This is a genomic window from Pelagibius sp. (assembly GCF_965249265.1).
Taxonomy (GTDB): domain Bacteria; phylum Pseudomonadota; class Alphaproteobacteria; order Kiloniellales; family Kiloniellaceae; genus Pelagibius.
Window position 1 is genome coordinate 3,383,930 of the sequence record NZ_OZ252224.1, and the last position, 17,073, is coordinate 3,401,002.

Genomic DNA, 17,073 nt, shown 5'->3' on the forward strand with positions numbered 1-17,073 from the left:
CTTCACGAGGAACTCTGTAGCCATGGGGCGATTTGGCGTTGGCCAGGGCCTGCGCCGGGTGGAGGACTTGCGCTTCCTGACCGGACTGGGCCGTTACAGTGACGACATCAAGCTGGAGGGGCAGAGCTACGGCGTGTTGGTCCGCAGCCCCTACGCACACGCGGAAATCCTGTCCATCGACCTGGAGGACGCCAAGGCGGCCCCGGGGGTGCTGGGCGTCTTCACAGCCGATGATCTGAAGGTTGACGGCGTCGCGGACATTCCCTGCCTGGTGCCGATGCCGGGCAAGAACGGCAGCAAGATCGTCATGCCTCCGCATCCGGCCCTGGCCCGCGGCCGGGTGCGCCATGTCGGCGACCCCATCGTCTTCGTCGTCGCGGAAACCCAGGACCAGGCCCGCGATGCCGCCGAGCTGGTGATGGTCGACTATGGCGAACTGCCAACGGTTACGGACACGAAAACTGCCAAGGAACCGGGCCAGCCGCAGATCTGGCCGGAAGCGCCAAACAACACCAGCCTGGTCTGGGACATGGGCGACGAAACCGGCACCAAGGCCGCCTTCGACCAAGCCCATCACGTCACCAGGCTGGAGTTCGTCAACAACCGCGTGGTGGTGAACGCCATGGAGCCGCGCGGCACCATCGGCGACTACGATCCGGCGAGCGAGGTCTTCACGCTCTACACCGGCAACCAGGGCTCGCACCGCATGCTCGGGCCTCTCAGCAGCGTCTTCAAGGTGCCGCAGGAAAAGCTGCACGTGATATCGCCGGATGTCGGCGGCGGTTTCGGGATGAAGATCTTTGTCTATCCGGAAACCGTGCTGGTGCTCTTCGCCGCCCGCCGCCTCGGCCGCCCGGTGCGCTGGATTTCAGAGCGCAGCGAGGGTTTCCTCAGCGATACACAGGGCCGCGACCACGTGACGGTCGCCGAACTGGCATTGAACGAGAACGCCAAAGCATTGGGTCTGCGGGTCACCACCACCGCCAATATGGGCGCCTATCTCTCCGCCTTCGCACCCTATATTCCGACCGGCTGCTATGGGCCGATGCTGAGCGGGCTCTATGCCATTCCCGTCGGCTATACCGAAGTCACCTGCGTTTTCACCAACACGGTTCCGGTCGATGCCTACCGCGGCGCCGGGCGACCGGAAGCAGCCTATATGATCGAGCGGCTGATGGACGCCGCCGCCCGCGATGTCGGGCTTGCGCCGGACGAGCTGCGGCGGCGCAACTTCATCACCCCCGAAGCCCTGCCCTTCAAAACCGCCTTCGGCGAGACCTACGACAGCGGCGACTTCGACCTGCCCCTGACCGAGGGACTGAAGGCCATCGACGCCGATGGTTTTGCGGCAAGACGGGAGGCGGCGCAGGCGAAAGGCAGGCTGCGCGGCCTGGGCTTTGCCAGCTACGTGGAGGTCTGCGGCTCCAACGGCGAGGAAACCGCCCACCTGAAGCTGCGCGAGGACGGCGGAGTCACTTTGTGGATCGGCACCCAGTCCAACGGCCAGGGCCACCACACCGCCTACACCCAGTTGCTGGCCGACAAGCTGGGGCTGGAGCCGGCGCAGATCGAAATCCACCAGGGCGATTCCTGGGATCTGCCCCAGGGCGGCGGCACCGGCGGATCACGCTCCCTGCTGATGGGCGGCCGGGCGCTTGACGGCGCAGCGGACAAGGTAATCGAACGCGGCCGCCGGATTGCCGGCCACCTGCTGGAGGCCGCCGAAGCGGACATCGAGTTCGCCGAGGGCATCTTTACCGTCGCCGGCACCGACCGGCGGGTCTCCCTGACCGATGTCGCCAAGGCCGGCGGCAGCGACGCCCTGCCGGAAGATATGCAGGAACCTCTGGAAGACCAGCACCATTTCGTTGCCGAGGCGCAGACCTACCCCAACGGCTGTCATCTCTGTGAGCTGGAGGTCGACCCGGATACCGGTGTGGTGAAGATCGAGCGCTATGTGGTGATCGACGACTTCGGTGTGCTGGTGAATCCGCTGCTGGTCGCCGGCCAGGTGCATGGCGGCACCGTGCAGGGCATCGGCCAGGCGCTGCTGGAACAGACGGTCTACGATGAGAACGGCCAACTGCTCAGCGGGTCCTTCATGGACTACTGCATGCCGCGGGCCGACGACCTGCCGTCCATCGAACTGACCATGGTGGAAGACATGCCCTGCGCGACCAACCCCATGGGGGTGAAGGGTGCCGGCGAGGCCGGGGCCATCGGCGCCTGCCCTGCTGTCATGAATGCCCTTGTTGACGCACTTTCGCCCCTCGGCATCCGGCACATTGACATGCCCGCGACGCCGGAAAAGGTGTGGCGGACCATACAGGATGCACAACAACAGAAAGCGGCTGAGTAATTGGTGAGCAACAGCAACGGCGCAGCCGTGGAAACGGCGGACGAACTCGGCGCGGAAGACATCATCGCCACCTTAAAGATGATCGCCGAGCGTGCGGGGAAGATCATCCTCGCCTACTACGTCGAAGGCGAGGAGATCGAGGTCCGCCAGAAGGACGATGCCTCGCCCGTCACCGAGGCCGACGAGGCGGCGGAGACTTTCATTCTCGGCGCCCTTAACACCCTGACGCCCGACATTCCGGTGGTCGCCGAGGAGGCCATGGCCGCCGGTGAGGAGCCGGTGATCGAGGGCAACCGTTTCTGGCTTGTCGACCCCCTGGACGGCACCAAGGAATTCATCAGCCGCAACGGCGAGTTCACCGTCAACATCGCCCTCATCGAAGACGGCCAGCCCGTCGCCGGCGTGGTTCACGCCCCGGCCATGGCCATGACCTGGGCCGGGGTCTGCGGTGACGAGGAAGACGGCGGCAAGGGTGCCGGCCAGGCCGTCTTTGCCGAGACAGACAAACCCGTCATGGACATCCGCACCCGCGACATGCCGGAAGACGGCGCCGTCGTCGTCGCCAGCCGGCGCCATGGCAGCGGCGCGGAACTGGAGGACTTTCTCAGCCGCTTCAAGGTCGCGGAAACCGTGAGTGCCGGCAGTTCGTTGAAGTTCTGTCTCGTCGCCTCAGGGCGGGCCGACCTCTACCCGCGTCTCGGCCGCACCATGGAATGGGATACCGCCGCCGGGCACGCCGTGCTGCTGGCCGCCGGCGGGCAGGTCTACACCCTCGACGACGAACCGCTGGACTACGGCAAGCCGGGCTTCGAAAACCCCAACTTCTACGCGCTCGGCAGCCGCCAGAGCGCTTAGCGCGAAGCTTCGTTTAAAGCGGCAAGCTCGCGTAGCAGCCAGGTCTTGAAATGCGCGATGCGGCGGTCTGCCGCCGCGGCCTTCGGATAGACCAGGAAGAAACTTGATCCCAGCGGTAGCTTGAGGTCGAAGGGCGCAATCAACCGTCCGGCAGCCAGGTCGTCGCTGGCCAGCCGCAAGCGCCCGAGAACGATCCCCTGCCCGTCCATCGCCGCCTGCAGCGCCAGGTCGGGATGATTGAAGTGCGTGCCCTTTTCCGCAAGAACCGCGTCGAGACCGGCCACCGCCAACCAGCTTTGCCAGGTCGGCGCGTCGGGATCATAAAGCATCGAATCGTCGTGCAGCAGACGCAGCCCCGCGAGACGTTCAGGCGTCAGCGGGGTTTCACAAAGACGTGGGCTGCAAAGCGGCGTCACCTCTTCGTCGAACAGCAACACGGACTCGAGACCATCGTAACGGCCCTTGCCGAGACGAACCGCCGCGTCGAAGGATGAGCTCCGAAAGTCGACAAGTTCGAGACCGGCGGAGAGCCGCAGGTCGAGGTCTTCGCAGGCCGTCTCCAGACGCTCGAGGCGCGGCACCAGCCACTTGCTGGCAAAGGCCGGCGCGACGGAGATGTTGAGCGGCCCCCTCTCCTCGCTGCTGCGTGCCCGCTCGATCGCCCCGTCCAGATCATCGAAGACGGCGTGCAGCGCCTGGGCGAAGCGCTGCCCTGCGTCGGTCAGCAGCAGACCGCGCGGCTGACGTTTGAACATCAGACTGCCGAGATAGTCCTCCAAGACCTTCACCTGGTGGCTGACCGCCGCCGGCGTCACATGCAGTTCGCCCGCGGCGCCGACATAGCTGAGATGCCGGGCGGCGGCCTCGAAGGCCCGTAAGGCGTTTAGCGGATAGCGGTTCCGGCCCATGATCTACCTCAAATTTTTCTTATCCTAAGGCTCAATTTTCGTCGTTTGCGACCTGCCACTGCTCTGCATATTTCTGGGAACAGAAGCAGTTTTCAGCACCATTGGAGACAGATATGCCTTATCTCAGCTATGCCAAGGAGTTTCAGGGCGTCGCCGATGTATTCCTCCGCGACCCGGCCCGTTACCGGCCTTTGCTGCTCTTCATCGAGGCGGTCATGACCGGCGAGTCGGAGATCGGCAAGGCCGAGCGCGAGGTCCTCGCCGGCTACGTCTCCCGCCTCAATGGCTGCGGTTTCTGTGTCGGCGCGCACCGCGCGACCCTGGACGCCATGGGCAGCCCATCGGAGACCATCGCCGCCATCGACACGACACCGCAGCTCGCGTTGGTGGACGACAGGATGAAGGCGCTGCTGACCCTGGCCGAAAGCCTGACCCGCGATCCCGCCAACTTTTCCGCGGACGACATCGCCAAGGCGCGCGCCGCCGGCTGGTCGGAGCAAGCGGTCGAAGATGCAGTCAATGTGATCGCGCTTTTCGGCTACGTGAACCGACTGGTCGAGGGCATGGGGATCGAAGGCAACCCCGCTTACTTCACCTATGTCGGCAAGGCCCTGGCGACTCAGGGTTACAGCCCCTTGCTGGCCGCAGCTGAAAGCTAGGCCTTCTAGGCCCAACACCGGGAAAGGAAAAACAGATGACTGAAACCCTTCAGTGGCGCGAGCCCGGCAAAACCCTCAGCGACGGCAGCAGGTTCAAGGACTGGCGCAAGATCGAAGACAGCGGCACCTGGCATTGGCAGTACGACACCCATGAAATGACCTTCGCCATCTACGAGCACGACGGCCAGTACTGGAAGTTCTACCAGTTGCGCTGGGTGCCCGAGGGTGGCGACGGCTACGCCTACGGCTATGGCGGGCAGGCCTGCCGCGCGGTGCTGGTCTCTTACCGCCGCCGGACGCGCTCGCCTCATTCCAGCCGCCTGATGATGGCCGGCGACCTGGAATGGATTCGCACCTACGAGTTCGATGCGGCCCTGCATGAGGTTGTGAAGGCCGGCGAAGAGAACGCCAAGTACGGCGCGCCCTACGGCCCCAAACAGTCGGCGGCGTAAGACAAATGGAACCGGTGGCAAAGAAACCGCTCTGCCTCATCGTCGGAGTCGGCGACGCCACCGGCTCCGCCCTGGTCCGGCGCTTCGCCGCCGGCGGCTATCGCGTCGCGATGATCGCCCGAAACGCGCAGCGCCTTGCAGCACTGGCCGACAAAATCCCGGGTGCATGCGCCTATGCCTGCGATGTCGCGGACTTCGAGGCACTGAGAGAAACACTGGATCTGATCCGTACGGAAATGGGCGACCCCGGGGTGTTGGTCTACAATGCGGTCTCGGCGACTTTCAGGCGGTTCGACAAGGTGACGGTCGAGGACCTGGAGACCAACTTCCGGGTCAACACATCCGCGCTACTGGCACTCGTGCAGGACTTGTCGCCGGCGATGCGCAAGGCAGGGAAAGGCGCCATCCTGGTCACCGGCAACACGGCGGCCCTGCGCGGCGTGCCGACCTACGCCGCCTTCGCCCCGACCAAGGCGGCGCAGCGCATCCTCACCCAGTCCCTCGCCCGCGATCTGGGCCCCGAGGGCATTCACGTCGCCTACATCACCGTAGACGCCGCCATCGACGTGACCTGGTACGGCCCGGAGGCGCAGAAGCCCGCCTGGCTGAAGCCGCCGGATGATTGGCCGCACAGAAGAGCGGATTTCTTCGCACAGCCGGAAGCCATCGCCGACGAAGTCTTCCACGTCGGCCAGCAACATCGCTCGACCTGGTCTTTCGATCACATCATCCGGCCCTTTGCCGAAACCTGGTGACGCCGCAAAGAACACCTCACCAAGCCTGCGGAAAACGACATGCAACTCTCGCTCACCCCTTTTCTCCTCGCCGTTCAGATCGGCTTTCTTTTCATGCTGGCCTGGCGTTGTCTTCAGGCTGCGCCACAACCTAATGCGACCGCGGCGGTCCATGCCCATCTCGGCTGGATCGCGCTCTACGGTGTCATCACCTCGATCCTGGGCGCGCGTGGAATCTTCGTGCGGGATGATCTCATGGCCTGGCTGCCCGGTCTCTGGCTGCAGATCATCACGGTGGCGGTCTGCGTCGTGCCGGTGCTGCTTTTCGCGCCGCTGCGCGGCGGCCTTCGCCGCGTCTTCGATGCCACACCCTGGCATTGGCTGGCCTATTTCCACGCCCTGCGGATTGCGGCGCTCGGTACCGCCTATAAGACCTACACCGGCGAATTTCCCGCCTACTTCGAATACCTGGTCGGTATTCCCGATCTGCTGTTCGGGCTTTCGGCCCTTTGGATCGCCGGGCGGGCCAAACGCGGCACCTTGACCGCGCGTGGCTTTCTGATGTGGAACCTGGTCGGCGCCCTGGTCATCGTGCCCGCCGCGCCGATCCTGTTGCAGCTCGGCCTGCCCGGACCGTTGCAGGTCTTCACCGGCCCGCCCGACGCCCGGGCCGTCTTCACCTATCCGATGTCGATTGCCCCGATGATCGGCGTGCCGCTCTTCGTTCTCGTCAATCTCTGGGCGGTCTGGCGCCTCTGGGAACGGCGGCGCGAGGCGCTTGCCGGGATCACGCGCTGAGGCGCAGAACTTCCTTGCCGAGGGCGCGGATTTCCTGGGCGGCGCGCCCGCTCGACTGGAACTCGGTGACACCCAGGCCCTTCAGCATGGCGCCCGCGAAAGCCACCCGGTTGCCGATCCGGCTCTGGGCGACCTTCGCCCCGTAGTCCTTGATCTCGAAAAGCATCTCATCGGTCAGGTTGGCGCGCGGCGGCACCCGGTTCAGCACCAGCAGAACCGGCGACTTCTCCTTCGCCGCCATGTCCAGGATCGGCTCCGTCGCCCAGACATCCATGGGCGAGGGCTGAACCGGAATGATCACCAGGTGGGCCTGGCGCACCGCGATCTTGGCATCGGTCTCCGCATGGGGCGGCGAGTCGACGATGACGATGTCGTGGTCGCGCTTCAGGCTGTCGATCTCACCGGCCAGCTTCCAGCCCCCGACGCTGGAAACGGTCAGGCCCGAGTCCTCTCCGTTCAGCTCCTGGCGCAGGGCATGCCACATGGTGAGCGAGCGCTGCGGATCGATATCGGCAACCGCAACACGCTTCTTCGCCTGCGCATAGGCAACCGCAAGGTTAGCCGCCAGTGTCGTCTTGCCGGCGCCGCCTTTTTGCTGCGCCACGGTAAGAATCCGTGCGGCCATGCTGCCCATCCGCTTTTTTGTTGATGTCGCCTCAGTTTGCACCTGCGAAATCACCAACACAAGTGGCAGAATTCTGCGCTTTTCCACAGAATTGGAGTCTTGACCAGACCACTCGGAGAGTCGCAAACTGTCTGCACGTGGCCGGTAAACCGGTGACGATTTAGCCGCCGCAATGCCTGTGCGGTGACTCGGCAGGAGGTTCCCCTAAAACCGCGGTAGGAACCGATCCTGGACAGACGAGAGCAAAGGAACCGGGGCTCCAGGCCCCGGTTTCGTTTTGCGTGACCGGATGGCAGCGCCGTCAGGCAGGCCCAGGGTCTTCTCGCCGGGTATCTTTTCGCCGGGTATCTTTTCATTATCGCCGGCATGACTAGACTGCGCCGCCATGCAAAGCGGCAGCGAAACCAAAATACGCCCGGCCGAGGCGGCGAGCCTGCGTGAGGCGGCGGAGATCCTGCGAAGTGGCGGGCTGGTCGCCTTTCCGACGGAAACGGTCTACGGCCTGGGCGCCGATGCCACCGACGACGCGGCGGTGGCCGGTATCTTCGCCGCCAAAGACCGCCCGCGCTTCAATCCGCTGATCGTTCACTTCACCGACACGGCTGCGGCCGCCCGCGAGGTCGTCTTCGACGCCCGCGCCGAAGCCGCGGCCGGGCGTTTCTGGCCCGGCCCCCTTACACTCGTGCTGCCCCGGCGGCACGACAGCCGCCTCTCCCTGCTCTGCAGCGCCGGTCTGGACACCCAGGCGGTCCGGGTACCCGCCCATACGCTGGCCCATGATCTGCTGGCCAAAACCGGCCGGCCCCTGGCCGCGCCCAGCGCCAACGCCTCCGGCCGCATCAGCCCGACCCGGGCCGCGCACGTCGCCGAATCCCTCGCTGGACGGGTGCCGCTGATTCTCGACGGCGGTGATTGCGCCGTCGGCCTCGAATCCACGGTGCTGGATCTCTCGACGGAAAGACCGGCGATCCTGCGGCCCGGCGCGGTCACGGCAGAGGATCTAACCGATTTGCTCGGGCCCCTGACACCACCACAGAGCAGCAGCGGCGCGGTGAAGGCGCCGGGTATGTTGAGCAGCCACTATGCGCCGACCAAGCCACTGCGCCTTCATGCCGAAAGCGCCGACGCAGACGAGGCGCTTCTGGCCTTCGGGCCCGCCGCGCCGTCCGGCGCCGCCGTGACCGTGAACCTCAGTCCGTCGGGCGATCTTACCGAGGCCGCCGCCCGGCTGTTCAGCACCTTGCGGGAATTGGACGAGAGCGCCGCCGCCGGAATCGCCGCCATGACCATCCCGGAGCAGGGCCTGGGCATCGCCATCAACGACCGCCTGCGCCGCGCGGCAGCACCGCGCGAAGGCTAAGCGCTCCGAGCGGACTCGCCAGCGCCTGCCCGGCGGATTAAAATCATGAACATGGATACCGTGAGCCCGAAGACCGCCGACTACGACGCCCTGCGCCGGGACCTGATTGCCTTGCTGGGCGAGAAGGGCGTGGTCGATGACAGTGAAACGCTGTCCCCCTTTCTGAAGGATCAGCGCGGGCGCTACGAAGGGCAGACCCCCTTCATGATCCGCCCGGCCAATACCGAAGAAGTGTCGCGGGCCGTCGCGCTTTGTGCAGAGGCCGGCGTGCCGCTGGTACCCCAGGGCGGCAACACCGGCCTGGTCGCCGGCGCCGTGCCCTTCCCGGAAGACGGCGCGATCCTGATCAACCTCGGGCGCATGAACCGGGTGCGCAACCTCGATCCGACGGACTACAGCATCACGGTCGAGGCCGGCTGCATCCTGCAATCCGTTCAGCAGGCCGCCGAAGCGGTCGACCGGCTGTTCCCCCTGAGCCTCGGCGCCGAAGGCTCCTGTCAGATCGGCGGCAATCTTTCCACCAATGCCGGCGGCATCCATGTGCTGCGCTACGGCAACGCCCGCGATCTGGTGCTCGGCCTGGAGGTGGTGCTGCCGGACGGCCGCGTCTGGGACGGCCTGACCGCCCTGCGCAAGGACAACACCGGCTACGACCTGAAACATCTCTTCATCGGCGGCGAAGGCACCCTGGGCATCATCACCGCGGCGACCCTGAAGCTGTTCCCCCGACCCAGAGAAACCGCCGTCGCTTTCATCGCGGTTGCCGGTCCCGCTGCCGCCGTCGACCTGCTGGCGCGCGCGCGAGAAGCCTCCGGCGACCGGGTCGCGGCTTTTGAACTGATCCCCCGTATCGGTCTCGACTTCGCGCTGCGTCACGTCAACGGGATCGAGGATCCGCTTGCGGAAAACCACGACTGGTACGTGCTGACCGAACTGGCCTCCGGCCAGGCCGACGGCAGCCTGCGCCCGGTGCTCGAAGACCTGCTCGCCGGGGCCTGCGAGGACGACTTGGTCATCGATGCCGCCTTGGCCGCCAACGAACGCCAGGCCGCCGCCTTCTGGCATATCCGCGAGGGCCTGGTCGAGGGACAGAAATTCGAGGGCGGATCGATCAAGCACGACGTCTCCGTGCCGGTCTCCAAGGTCCCGTCCTTTCTGGATCAGGCTTTGACACTGGTGAAAGAGATGGTGCCGGGCATCCGTCCCGTGCCCTTCGGCCATCTGGGCGATGGCAATATCCACTTCAATCTCTCGCAGCCGGAGGACGCCGACAGGGAGGCCTACCTCGGGCGTTGGGATGAAGTGAACCACGCGGTCCACAGCCTGGTGGTCGAAATGGGTGGTTCGATCTCAGCCGAGCACGGTATCGGCTTCATGAAAGTTGCCGAGAACACCCGCTTCAAGGCGCCTTTGGAGATCGAGATGATGCAGCGGGTGAAAGCGGCCCTCGATCCGAAAAACCTCATGAATCCAGGTAAGGTCGTTCCGCACTAGGTAGCGGACTCATAAGCTTCGCACCAGATTCTGACAGCGGCGATTTTGATGAAGGCGAGGAAGGCATGTGATGTCTTGTCGTATCGGGTTGCGATGCGCCGGAAGGATTTCTTGATACGGCCGATGAAGCGCTCGACCTTGTTGCGTTGACGATAGAGTTCCCGGTCGAATGGGATCGGTATCTTGCGGTCGGATTTGGAGGGGATCACCGCTTCCGCTCCCTTCTCCCAGATCAGGTTTCGAATGTGGTTGGCGTCGTATGCCTTGTCGGCCAGAACAGCCTGTCCGGGTTGCAAGTCCCCCAGCAGAAGCGGCGCCACCGGCCCGTCATGGGCCTGTCCCGGCGTCAGGTGGACCTTCAACGGTAGCCCCCATTCATTGACCAGAACGTGGATTTTTGTGGTCAGACCGCCACGTGAACGACCCATGCATCGTCGGGGATCGTTTTTTTGAGCGTGGCCCCGGCGTGATGCACGCGCACCGACGTGCCGTCGATCATCACCACATCGCCGTTGTGAGCATCCACCACCGCGTCCATGACCCGGTCCCAGACGCCGGCCCGGGTCCAGCGGCGGAAGCGGTTGTACACAGTGGTATAGGGGCCGTAGCGCCCGGGCAGGTCGCGCCACGGACAGCCGGTGCGCAACACGTAGAAGATGCCATTCAGAACCTGCCGGTCATCGCGCCGCTGCACACCCCTCACCTTGTTCGGCAGAATCGGTTGGATGAACCGCCATTCCAGCTCCGTAAGATCATAGCGTGACATGCTCTCCTCCGAACGCCAAACCAGACCATCACAGAATCACAAACCGCTGATCTTGAAAATAGATTTATGAGTGCACTACCTAAACCGCAGAGCGCTTTGACCCGGCTGACCAGCTCGCCAGCACAATTCCGGCGAAAATCGCGGCAATGCCGAGGGCATGAAACCACTGCAGCCGCTCACCCAGGAAAATCACCGCCAGGCAGGCCGCGAAGACCGGAATCAGGTGCATGAAAAGCCCACCCTTGTTTGGCCCCAGAACCTCTATGCCGCGGTTGAATGCAAGGAAAGCCATGAGTGACGCGAAGACGACGACATAGACGATGGTCATCGCCGATTCCGCGGTTACCGGCATGGGCCGGACCATCATGCTCTCCCAAAGGTAGGCCGGGAACAGCATGACGACCGCCATCATCATGGTCACCGCGAGCAGGCTGTGAGGATGCAACCCCGCCGGCCGCCGTTTCACCAGTACGGTGTAGAGCGACCAGGTGACGACCGAGATCATCACGATGAGATCGCCCCTGTTGAAGTCGAGCGCCAGGACCTGGCCGGGCTGGCCACGGGTGACGATGACGGCCACACCGATCAGCGAGACCGCCGTCGCCAGCACCAGACGTGATGTAATCCGCTCGCGGAAAAGGGCCCAGGACAGGATCGGCACCAGGACCGGACAGATCGCCACCAGAAGGGCGGCGTTGGTCGCCGTGGTGTAGTTGACCGAGAGATAGAGCGAGGTGTGGAACGCCGCCATGCCGAAGAAGGCCAGTGCCGCCAGGGTTTTCCAGTGCTGCCGGACCAGCGGCCAATCCCGCCGCAGGCGGGGCCAGACGAAAGGCAGAAAGAGACAACAGGCCAACAGCCAGCGCCAGAAGCTGAGACCAACCGGCGGGACCTCAGCATGCATCGCCCGGCCGATGATGATGTTGCCGCCCCAGCAGAGCGAGGCGAAGGCCAGCAAGCCGGCGGCAAAAAGCATGCTGCCCGCGGGCTTTGGCAAAACGGTCATGATCTTCCCAGGTAGCGCAAGGACCGGGCGGCGCGACCGCTTACCTTTCGGAAGCGTCAGCCGACGGCGCTGCGGGGCTTGTACGGAGTGGTTTCAACAAGGGTAAAGAAAATCACCCGGAAAACCAATCCAAGTCCAGCCTTGTGCGGCAAAGGCTATGCGGCGCCCTCCTGCGCGCCGTCACAGCCTTCCCGCAGCGCAATCGGATTCCTACAGTGAGAGAACGAGATCGAAATAGACGCGATAGTCGAAGATCGAATCGTCCTTGTCGGTGATCGGGGTCTCGCCACCGAGTCCGATCTGAACATTGTCGTTAAACTGATAGCGAAATCCGCCGCCAACCGTCACCGTGGTATCCCGGTCGTCACTGCCGAAGTTCAGGACATCCACGCCATCGAGATCCCCCAAGGCGCCGGTCAGGCGATTGCCATGGTCAATGGGCGTGAAGCCGTTGATTTCGATGAGAGGAAAGAAACCCGGGAGGACCTCATAATCGGCATGCGCCGAATAATGGACGATCGAGGTGTCGGCATCGCCGTCCAGGGCGATATTGGCGCCGAAGCTGGCCTGAAGGCCGAGATCGCCGAAGGTTGTCGCACCCGTCACGAAGGGATTGAGGAAACCGTCGCCATCGCCTTGAAGTTCGATCCCGCTGGTTTCCAGATCATTGACCGGTATCTCATAACGCAGACCCAGCGTAAGGAGCGTTTCATCTTCCGGCTCGGAAATGAGCGCATACTTGAAGCCGAAGGCAATGTTCGCGAAGCCGCTCTCATCTTCCAGCACGTCGTCGAACTGGAAATCCGCATAACCGTCCTTGGTGGCGATGAAGCCGAGACGTTCGGTCAGGGCTACGCGAAGCTGAAGCGCCACAAGGTTGACGTCGCCGCCGCCGGTCACGAAGTCGTTCGGAAGCGCGTGATAGAAATAGATCGCCCGGGCTTCCGTCGTGATATAGGGCGTCTCGTTAAAGAGGGGGTTGGTCAGTGGCGGCACATAACGGCTGTGCCCGCCCTCGCCCAGGGAGCCCTCCAGATTCAGGCCAAAAGGCCTGAAGGGTTCTTCGGCCGCGGCTGTCTGGCCCGGTGCCGCGGCGGTAAGCAACAGGGCCGACACTGCGGTCGCGCAGATCGCAGAGCCAAAAATCCCTTTGGTCATGTCGTCTCCTTATTTTCCACTCTCGAGGTTCAAGGCGGTGTCGCGACTTCCCTTCCCCTGTGACTGGCAGACGCACTTCAACGCTCCGCCCAGCACGAAACGTGGTCACGGGTTCGGGAAAAGGAGACACCAACGATATGGGTGAAGGAGATCACCTCCGGCAGTCGGCCGCATTGATCTAAGGCAAACGGAAATCAGCTAGAGGTTTGATTCGGTTTCTATAATCGAGGTTCTGCGACGATCGGCCGCAGAAATCAGCAGCCACTAAACAACAGCGGTGGGGGATTCTCAGTCCAGTTTCTTGCCGTCGAGATCGCGTGCCGCCTTGTCGCGCTCGGTCTCGGTCTTCTTGCGCTCGCCTTTGCTGCGGCCGAAGCGGGCACGGTTGGTCTCCGCCTTCGCCGCTTTTTCCTCGCGCGCCCGGCGCTTCTTCGCCTGCCGCAGATTGATGATCTCCGCCATGCGCGCAGTTTACGCGCCGCCAGTCCTGCCGTCAGCGCCAAATTCACGCCGCCGGGCACACTACGCCAGTGGTTCCCGTTCCTGCGATTCGGGCCGGGTTCGAAACCCGAAGGCGACCAGCCAGCCGACCAGAGCGGCCAAGGCGGCAAGGGCGGCCATGGTGATGAGTCGCCAGTCCGGAAGAAGCTGCCCATCGGCGCCCCTTTCCCGGAACGTCAAGATCAGTGCCAGATCGTCCGGCGGGAAAAGGATGCTGCTGCCGGCCAGAAGGATGACCGGCGCCAACAGAATGGCCCACCAGATTCGAAGCTGCCCGACCCAGATCAACAACGCGACAATCGGCAGGAGAATGAAGATGCCGCAGAGGGTGGCGACCGCCGCACCGACCAGAAAGGCAATCGCGAAGCCGTAAGGCCCGGTCATGACCGCGATGGTCACAACGACCAGGCCGGCCCCCGCCGAGTAGCCGAGTACCGCGCGCTTGAATTGATCCAACTTATCCATGAGGACTTCCAGAACCTTACATCGGCCTCAAGCGACCCCTATGACCTGTAGTCGCAAGCCGGGGGGTGGAGGGTTCAAAGCCGTCGCCCCTCCATTGCCAAGGCGGCCATCCTGCTCCATCTTTCCCTCAGAGCAAAAAACTGTGGGGAGCGGCGCCCTTTGGGCCCAGAAAAACCCGCCCGGGAGTAACCAGGAAATGACCTATACCGCACCGATCACCGAAATGCGCTTTGCGCTGGATGCCATCGCCGACCTGCCGGGCATTGCGCGGCTGCCTGGCTATGAGGAGGCGACAGCGGACATGGTCGATGCCATCCTGGAGGAGGCAGGCAAACTGGGCGGCGAAGTCCTGGCACCGCTGAACCACTCGGGCGACCACGAGGGCTCGGTTTTCGAGAACGGCGTTGTGCGCACGCCGAAGGGATTCCGGGAAGCCTACGGCCTCTTCGTTGAAGGCGGCTGGAACGCCTTGCCCTTCGACCCGGATTACGGTGGTCAGGGGCTGCCCTGGACGCTGGCTTCGGCGGTGCAGGAAATCTGGCAGGCGGCAAACCTCAGCTTCGGGCTTTGCCCTTTGCTGACGGCCGGCGCGGTCGAGCTGCTGCAGGAACACGGCAGCGACGATCAGAAAGAAACCTATCTGCCGAAGATGATCTCCGGCGAGTGGACCGGTACCATGAACCTGACCGAACCGCAGGCCGGCTCCGACGTCGGCGCGGTGAAGACGAAGGCCGAGCGCAACGGCGACCACTACCTGATCACCGGCCAGAAGATCTATATCACCTTCGGCGAGCATGACTTTACCGACAACATCATCCACATGGTGCTGGCGCGGCTGCCCGATGCGCCCGCGGGGACCAAGGGGATCAGTCTGTTCCTGGTGCCGAAGTTCCTGGTGAACGAGGACGGCAGCCGTGGCCCGCGCAACGACCTGCGCTGCGTTTCCATCGAACACAAGCTGGGCATCAAGGCCTCCCCCACCGCGGTCATGGCCTACGGCGATTCCGGCGGCGCCATCGGCTATCTGGTCGGCGAAGAGAACAAGGGCATGGCCTGCATGTTCACGATGATGAACAACGCCCGCCTGGCCGTCGGCATCCAGGGCGTTGCGGTCGCCGAGCGCGCCTATCAGCAGGCCCGCGCCTACGCCTTCGACCGCACCCAGAGCCGCGCCCTCACGGGAAATGGCGGGGAGGGCGATGCCAAGTCGGTGGCGATCATCCGCCATCCGGATGTGCGCCGCATGCTGGCGACCATGAAGGCCAAGACCGAAGCGGCACGGGCCATGACCTATTGGACCGCGGCGGCGCTCGACCGATCAAAGCGGGAGACCGATGAAGAAAGCCGCAAGGCACAGCAGGCGCTGCTGGACCTGCTGATTCCGGTCACCAAGTCCTGGTGCACCGACATCGGCTGCGAGGTCGGCTCCCTGGGCATTCAGGTTCACGGCGGCATGGGCTTCATCGAAGAAACTGGCGCGGCCCAGCACTACCGCGATGCCCGCATCCTGCCGATCTACGAAGGCACGAACGGCATCCAGGCCCTCGACCTTTTCACCCGCAAGCTGTTGCGTGATGAGGGCGCGGCTATGACCCAGTTGATGCTGGAAATGCGCGCCGGCCTCCCGGCCGCAGATGCGGGCGATGCCCTGGCCGCGCTTCGCCAACCTTTGGCCGAAGCCTTGGAAGCCCTCGACAGGGCGACCGCCTGGATGCTGGAGCAGGGCGGCCAGAGCCTTGCCAACGGCGCTGCCTCGGCCACACCCTATCAAAGCCTTTTCGGTTTGGTTCTTGGCGGCTGGCTGCTGGCGAAAGCCGCGCAGCAGGAAGACGGCGGCGAGGACGGTTTTGTGGCAGCCAAGGCGAAAACCGCGCGGTTCTATGCCGACAACCTGCTGGGCGAGGCTTCCGCCTTGGCCGAGTCCGTCACCGCCGGCGCCGGATCGACCTTGTCCTTCGCCGATGAGGATTTCTGACCGGAGCCACCGGACTTCATCAACACCATGAAGTTGCCCGACAGGACAAGGGCGAGACCGATGGCGGCTTCGACGGACCAGACATAGCCCTCCACCAGCGTCGAGATCGCCAGGGCCACCACCGGGAAAAGCACGGGGATGTAGGACGCGCGCTCCGGCCCCATGCGGGCAACGACGGTCAAGAATCCCCAGAAGCCGATGACCGATCCGAAGTAAATGAGGTAGGCGAGCGAGGCCGAATAGGACGGCGCGGGATCCCACGTCCATGTCACCGGCGAGAGGGTTACGTAGGCCGCGGTGGCGAGGCCGCCGTAGAGCATGCCAAAGGCGCTGGCCTGCACCACGGGAATCCCCGCCTTGGAGTTGCGGCTGCCGACGAGGGTGCCGCTCGAACCCATAAAGGCGCCGAGCAGAGCAAGACCGATGGCGATGAGCGTGAGATCGGACAGCACGAGGCCGTTCAGCTCCGGCCAGAAGATCAGCCCCAGCCCGCCAACGCCGCAGCAGGCGCCGAGACCGACCCGCGGTTCAATGGGATTGCGGTGAACCAGCCGGCTGAGAAGCAGGCTGAAGATCACGACGGTGGAAAACGCCACCGCCACCAGGCCGCTGGTCAGCCACTTGCTCGCCCAGTACAGGGGAATGTAGTTGAGACAGAAGAGGCACAGCCCCTGCAGCGCCAGAAAAAGGTGGTCGCGCAGACAGAACCGCAGCCTCAGTTGACGCAGGCCGCACCAGAGGAAAAGCACCAGCGCCGCGCCCAGGAAGCGGTAGGCGACCGAAACCTCTGGCGCGACGGGACCGCTCTGATATTTGATCGCGATCCAGGTACTGCCCCAGATGAGAACGGTCATGAAGAAGATTGCCACGCTGGCCATGGTCGGTTGCCCTTTGCTTGAAGATGGACTCTGGGGCGGCGCGGAGCAGCAAAATGATTGACAAGTGACAACGTGACAAA

At 64.1% G+C, this 17,073-nt stretch carries 17 protein-coding genes; 9 read left to right on the top strand and 8 right to left on the bottom strand.

From position 1 onward, the window contains the following. The first annotated feature begins 22 nt into the window (after positions 1–22). Together ACP146_RS16145 and cysQ are read left to right on the top strand one after the other, a co-directional pair. Positions 23–2,359, top strand: a complete 2,337-nt coding sequence (locus ACP146_RS16145) for a xanthine dehydrogenase family protein molybdopterin-binding subunit (protein WP_422367776.1) — start codon at positions 23–25, stop codon at positions 2,357–2,359. Between the two features lie 3 nt (positions 2,360–2,362). Further along, positions 2,363–3,214: a 3'(2'),5'-bisphosphate nucleotidase CysQ gene (cysQ, locus tag ACP146_RS16150; RefSeq protein WP_422367777.1), complete on the top strand. Its 852-nt coding sequence runs from the start codon at positions 2,363–2,365 to the stop codon at positions 3,212–3,214. On the opposite strand, the gene gcvA is transcribed toward cysQ, so the two are convergent. Then, the gene (gene gcvA, locus ACP146_RS16155) at positions 3,211–4,122 is read right to left on the bottom strand and encodes a transcriptional regulator GcvA (RefSeq protein ID WP_422367778.1); all 912 of its coding nucleotides are present in this window, start codon (positions 4,120–4,122) and stop codon (positions 3,211–3,213) included. The two genes, cysQ and gcvA, sit on opposite strands and share 4 nt — an antisense overlap. A 113-nt stretch (positions 4,123–4,235) precedes the next feature. On the opposite strand from gcvA, the gene ACP146_RS16160 reads away from it, so the two are divergent. The 4 genes from ACP146_RS16160 to ACP146_RS16175 are packed head-to-tail and all read left to right on the top strand — an operon-like array spanning position 4,236 to position 6,765. Beyond that, positions 4,236–4,781 (top strand): carboxymuconolactone decarboxylase family protein, encoded by a 546-nt coding sequence (locus tag ACP146_RS16160; RefSeq protein ID WP_422367779.1) that lies wholly within the window; start codon positions 4,236–4,238, stop codon positions 4,779–4,781. Between the two features lie 35 nt (positions 4,782–4,816). Further along, positions 4,817–5,233 (top strand): hypothetical protein, encoded by a 417-nt coding sequence (locus ACP146_RS16165; RefSeq protein WP_422367780.1) that lies wholly within the window; start codon positions 4,817–4,819, stop codon positions 5,231–5,233. A gap of 5 nt (positions 5,234–5,238) precedes the next feature. Beyond that, positions 5,239–5,988, top strand: coding sequence for an SDR family NAD(P)-dependent oxidoreductase (locus ACP146_RS16170; RefSeq protein ID WP_422367781.1), 750 nt, complete (start codon positions 5,239–5,241; stop codon positions 5,986–5,988). Between the two features lie 39 nt (positions 5,989–6,027). After that, the gene (locus ACP146_RS16175; RefSeq protein WP_422367782.1) at positions 6,028–6,765 is read left to right on the top strand and encodes a hypothetical protein; all 738 of its coding nucleotides are present in this window, start codon (positions 6,028–6,030) and stop codon (positions 6,763–6,765) included. Here the strand turns inward: ACP146_RS16175 and parA are convergent. Continuing rightward, positions 6,755–7,390, bottom strand: a complete 636-nt coding sequence (gene parA, locus ACP146_RS16180) for a ParA family partition ATPase (RefSeq protein WP_422367783.1) — start codon at positions 7,388–7,390, stop codon at positions 6,755–6,757. The genes ACP146_RS16175 and parA overlap by 11 nt on opposite strands. A gap of 385 nt (positions 7,391–7,775) precedes the next feature. Between parA and ACP146_RS16185 the strand changes: the two genes are divergently transcribed. Both ACP146_RS16185 and ACP146_RS16190 read left to right on the top strand, forming a co-directional pair. After that, positions 7,776–8,750, top strand: coding sequence for an L-threonylcarbamoyladenylate synthase (locus ACP146_RS16185; protein ID WP_422367784.1), 975 nt, complete (start codon positions 7,776–7,778; stop codon positions 8,748–8,750). A 51-nt stretch (positions 8,751–8,801) separates the two neighbouring features. Then, positions 8,802–10,244 carry an FAD-binding oxidoreductase gene (locus ACP146_RS16190; RefSeq protein ID WP_422369663.1) on the top strand — a complete coding sequence of 481 codons (1,443 nt, stop codon included), beginning with the start codon at positions 8,802–8,804 and terminating at the stop codon, positions 10,242–10,244. Here ACP146_RS16190 and ACP146_RS16195 read toward each other — a convergent pair. The 5 genes from ACP146_RS16195 to ACP146_RS16215 all read right to left on the bottom strand — a co-directional run bounded on the left by ACP146_RS16195 (position 10,241) and on the right by ACP146_RS16215 (position 14,140). Further along, positions 10,241–11,010 (bottom strand): IS5 family transposase gene (locus ACP146_RS16195; RefSeq protein WP_422365355.1). Its coding sequence is split into 2 segments (ribosomal slippage): positions 10,241–10,689 and positions 10,689–11,010, totalling 771 coding nucleotides; the frame shifts between segments, so codons are not numbered across the junction. The genes ACP146_RS16190 and ACP146_RS16195 overlap by 4 nt on opposite strands. Before the next feature lie 79 nt (positions 11,011–11,089). Next, positions 11,090–12,016, bottom strand: a complete 927-nt coding sequence (locus ACP146_RS16200; protein WP_422367785.1) for a DMT family transporter — start codon at positions 12,014–12,016, stop codon at positions 11,090–11,092. 210 nt (positions 12,017–12,226) lie between these two features. Beyond that, entirely contained in the window at positions 12,227–13,174 is a 948-nt protein-coding gene (locus tag ACP146_RS16205; RefSeq protein ID WP_422367786.1) for a transporter, read from the bottom strand. Positions 13,175–13,462: 288 nt separating this feature from the next. Continuing rightward, positions 13,463–13,636, bottom strand: coding sequence for a DUF4169 family protein (locus tag ACP146_RS16210; RefSeq protein ID WP_422367787.1), 174 nt, complete (start codon positions 13,634–13,636; stop codon positions 13,463–13,465). A 60-nt stretch (positions 13,637–13,696) separates the two neighbouring features. Continuing rightward, a complete protein-coding gene (locus tag ACP146_RS16215; RefSeq protein WP_422367788.1) occupies positions 13,697–14,140 on the bottom strand; it encodes a hypothetical protein in 444 nt (147 codons plus the stop codon). A gap of 196 nt (positions 14,141–14,336) precedes the next feature. On the opposite strand from ACP146_RS16215, the gene ACP146_RS16220 reads away from it, so the two are divergent. After that, complete coding sequence (locus tag ACP146_RS16220; protein ID WP_422367789.1) at positions 14,337–16,115, top strand: acyl-CoA dehydrogenase; 1,779 nt, start codon at positions 14,337–14,339, stop codon at positions 16,113–16,115. Here ACP146_RS16220 and ACP146_RS16225 read toward each other — a convergent pair. After that, positions 16,019–16,993, bottom strand: coding sequence for a DMT family transporter (locus tag ACP146_RS16225; RefSeq protein ID WP_422367790.1), 975 nt, complete (start codon positions 16,991–16,993; stop codon positions 16,019–16,021). The genes ACP146_RS16220 and ACP146_RS16225 overlap by 97 nt on opposite strands. Between the last annotated feature and the right edge of the window lie 80 nt (positions 16,994–17,073).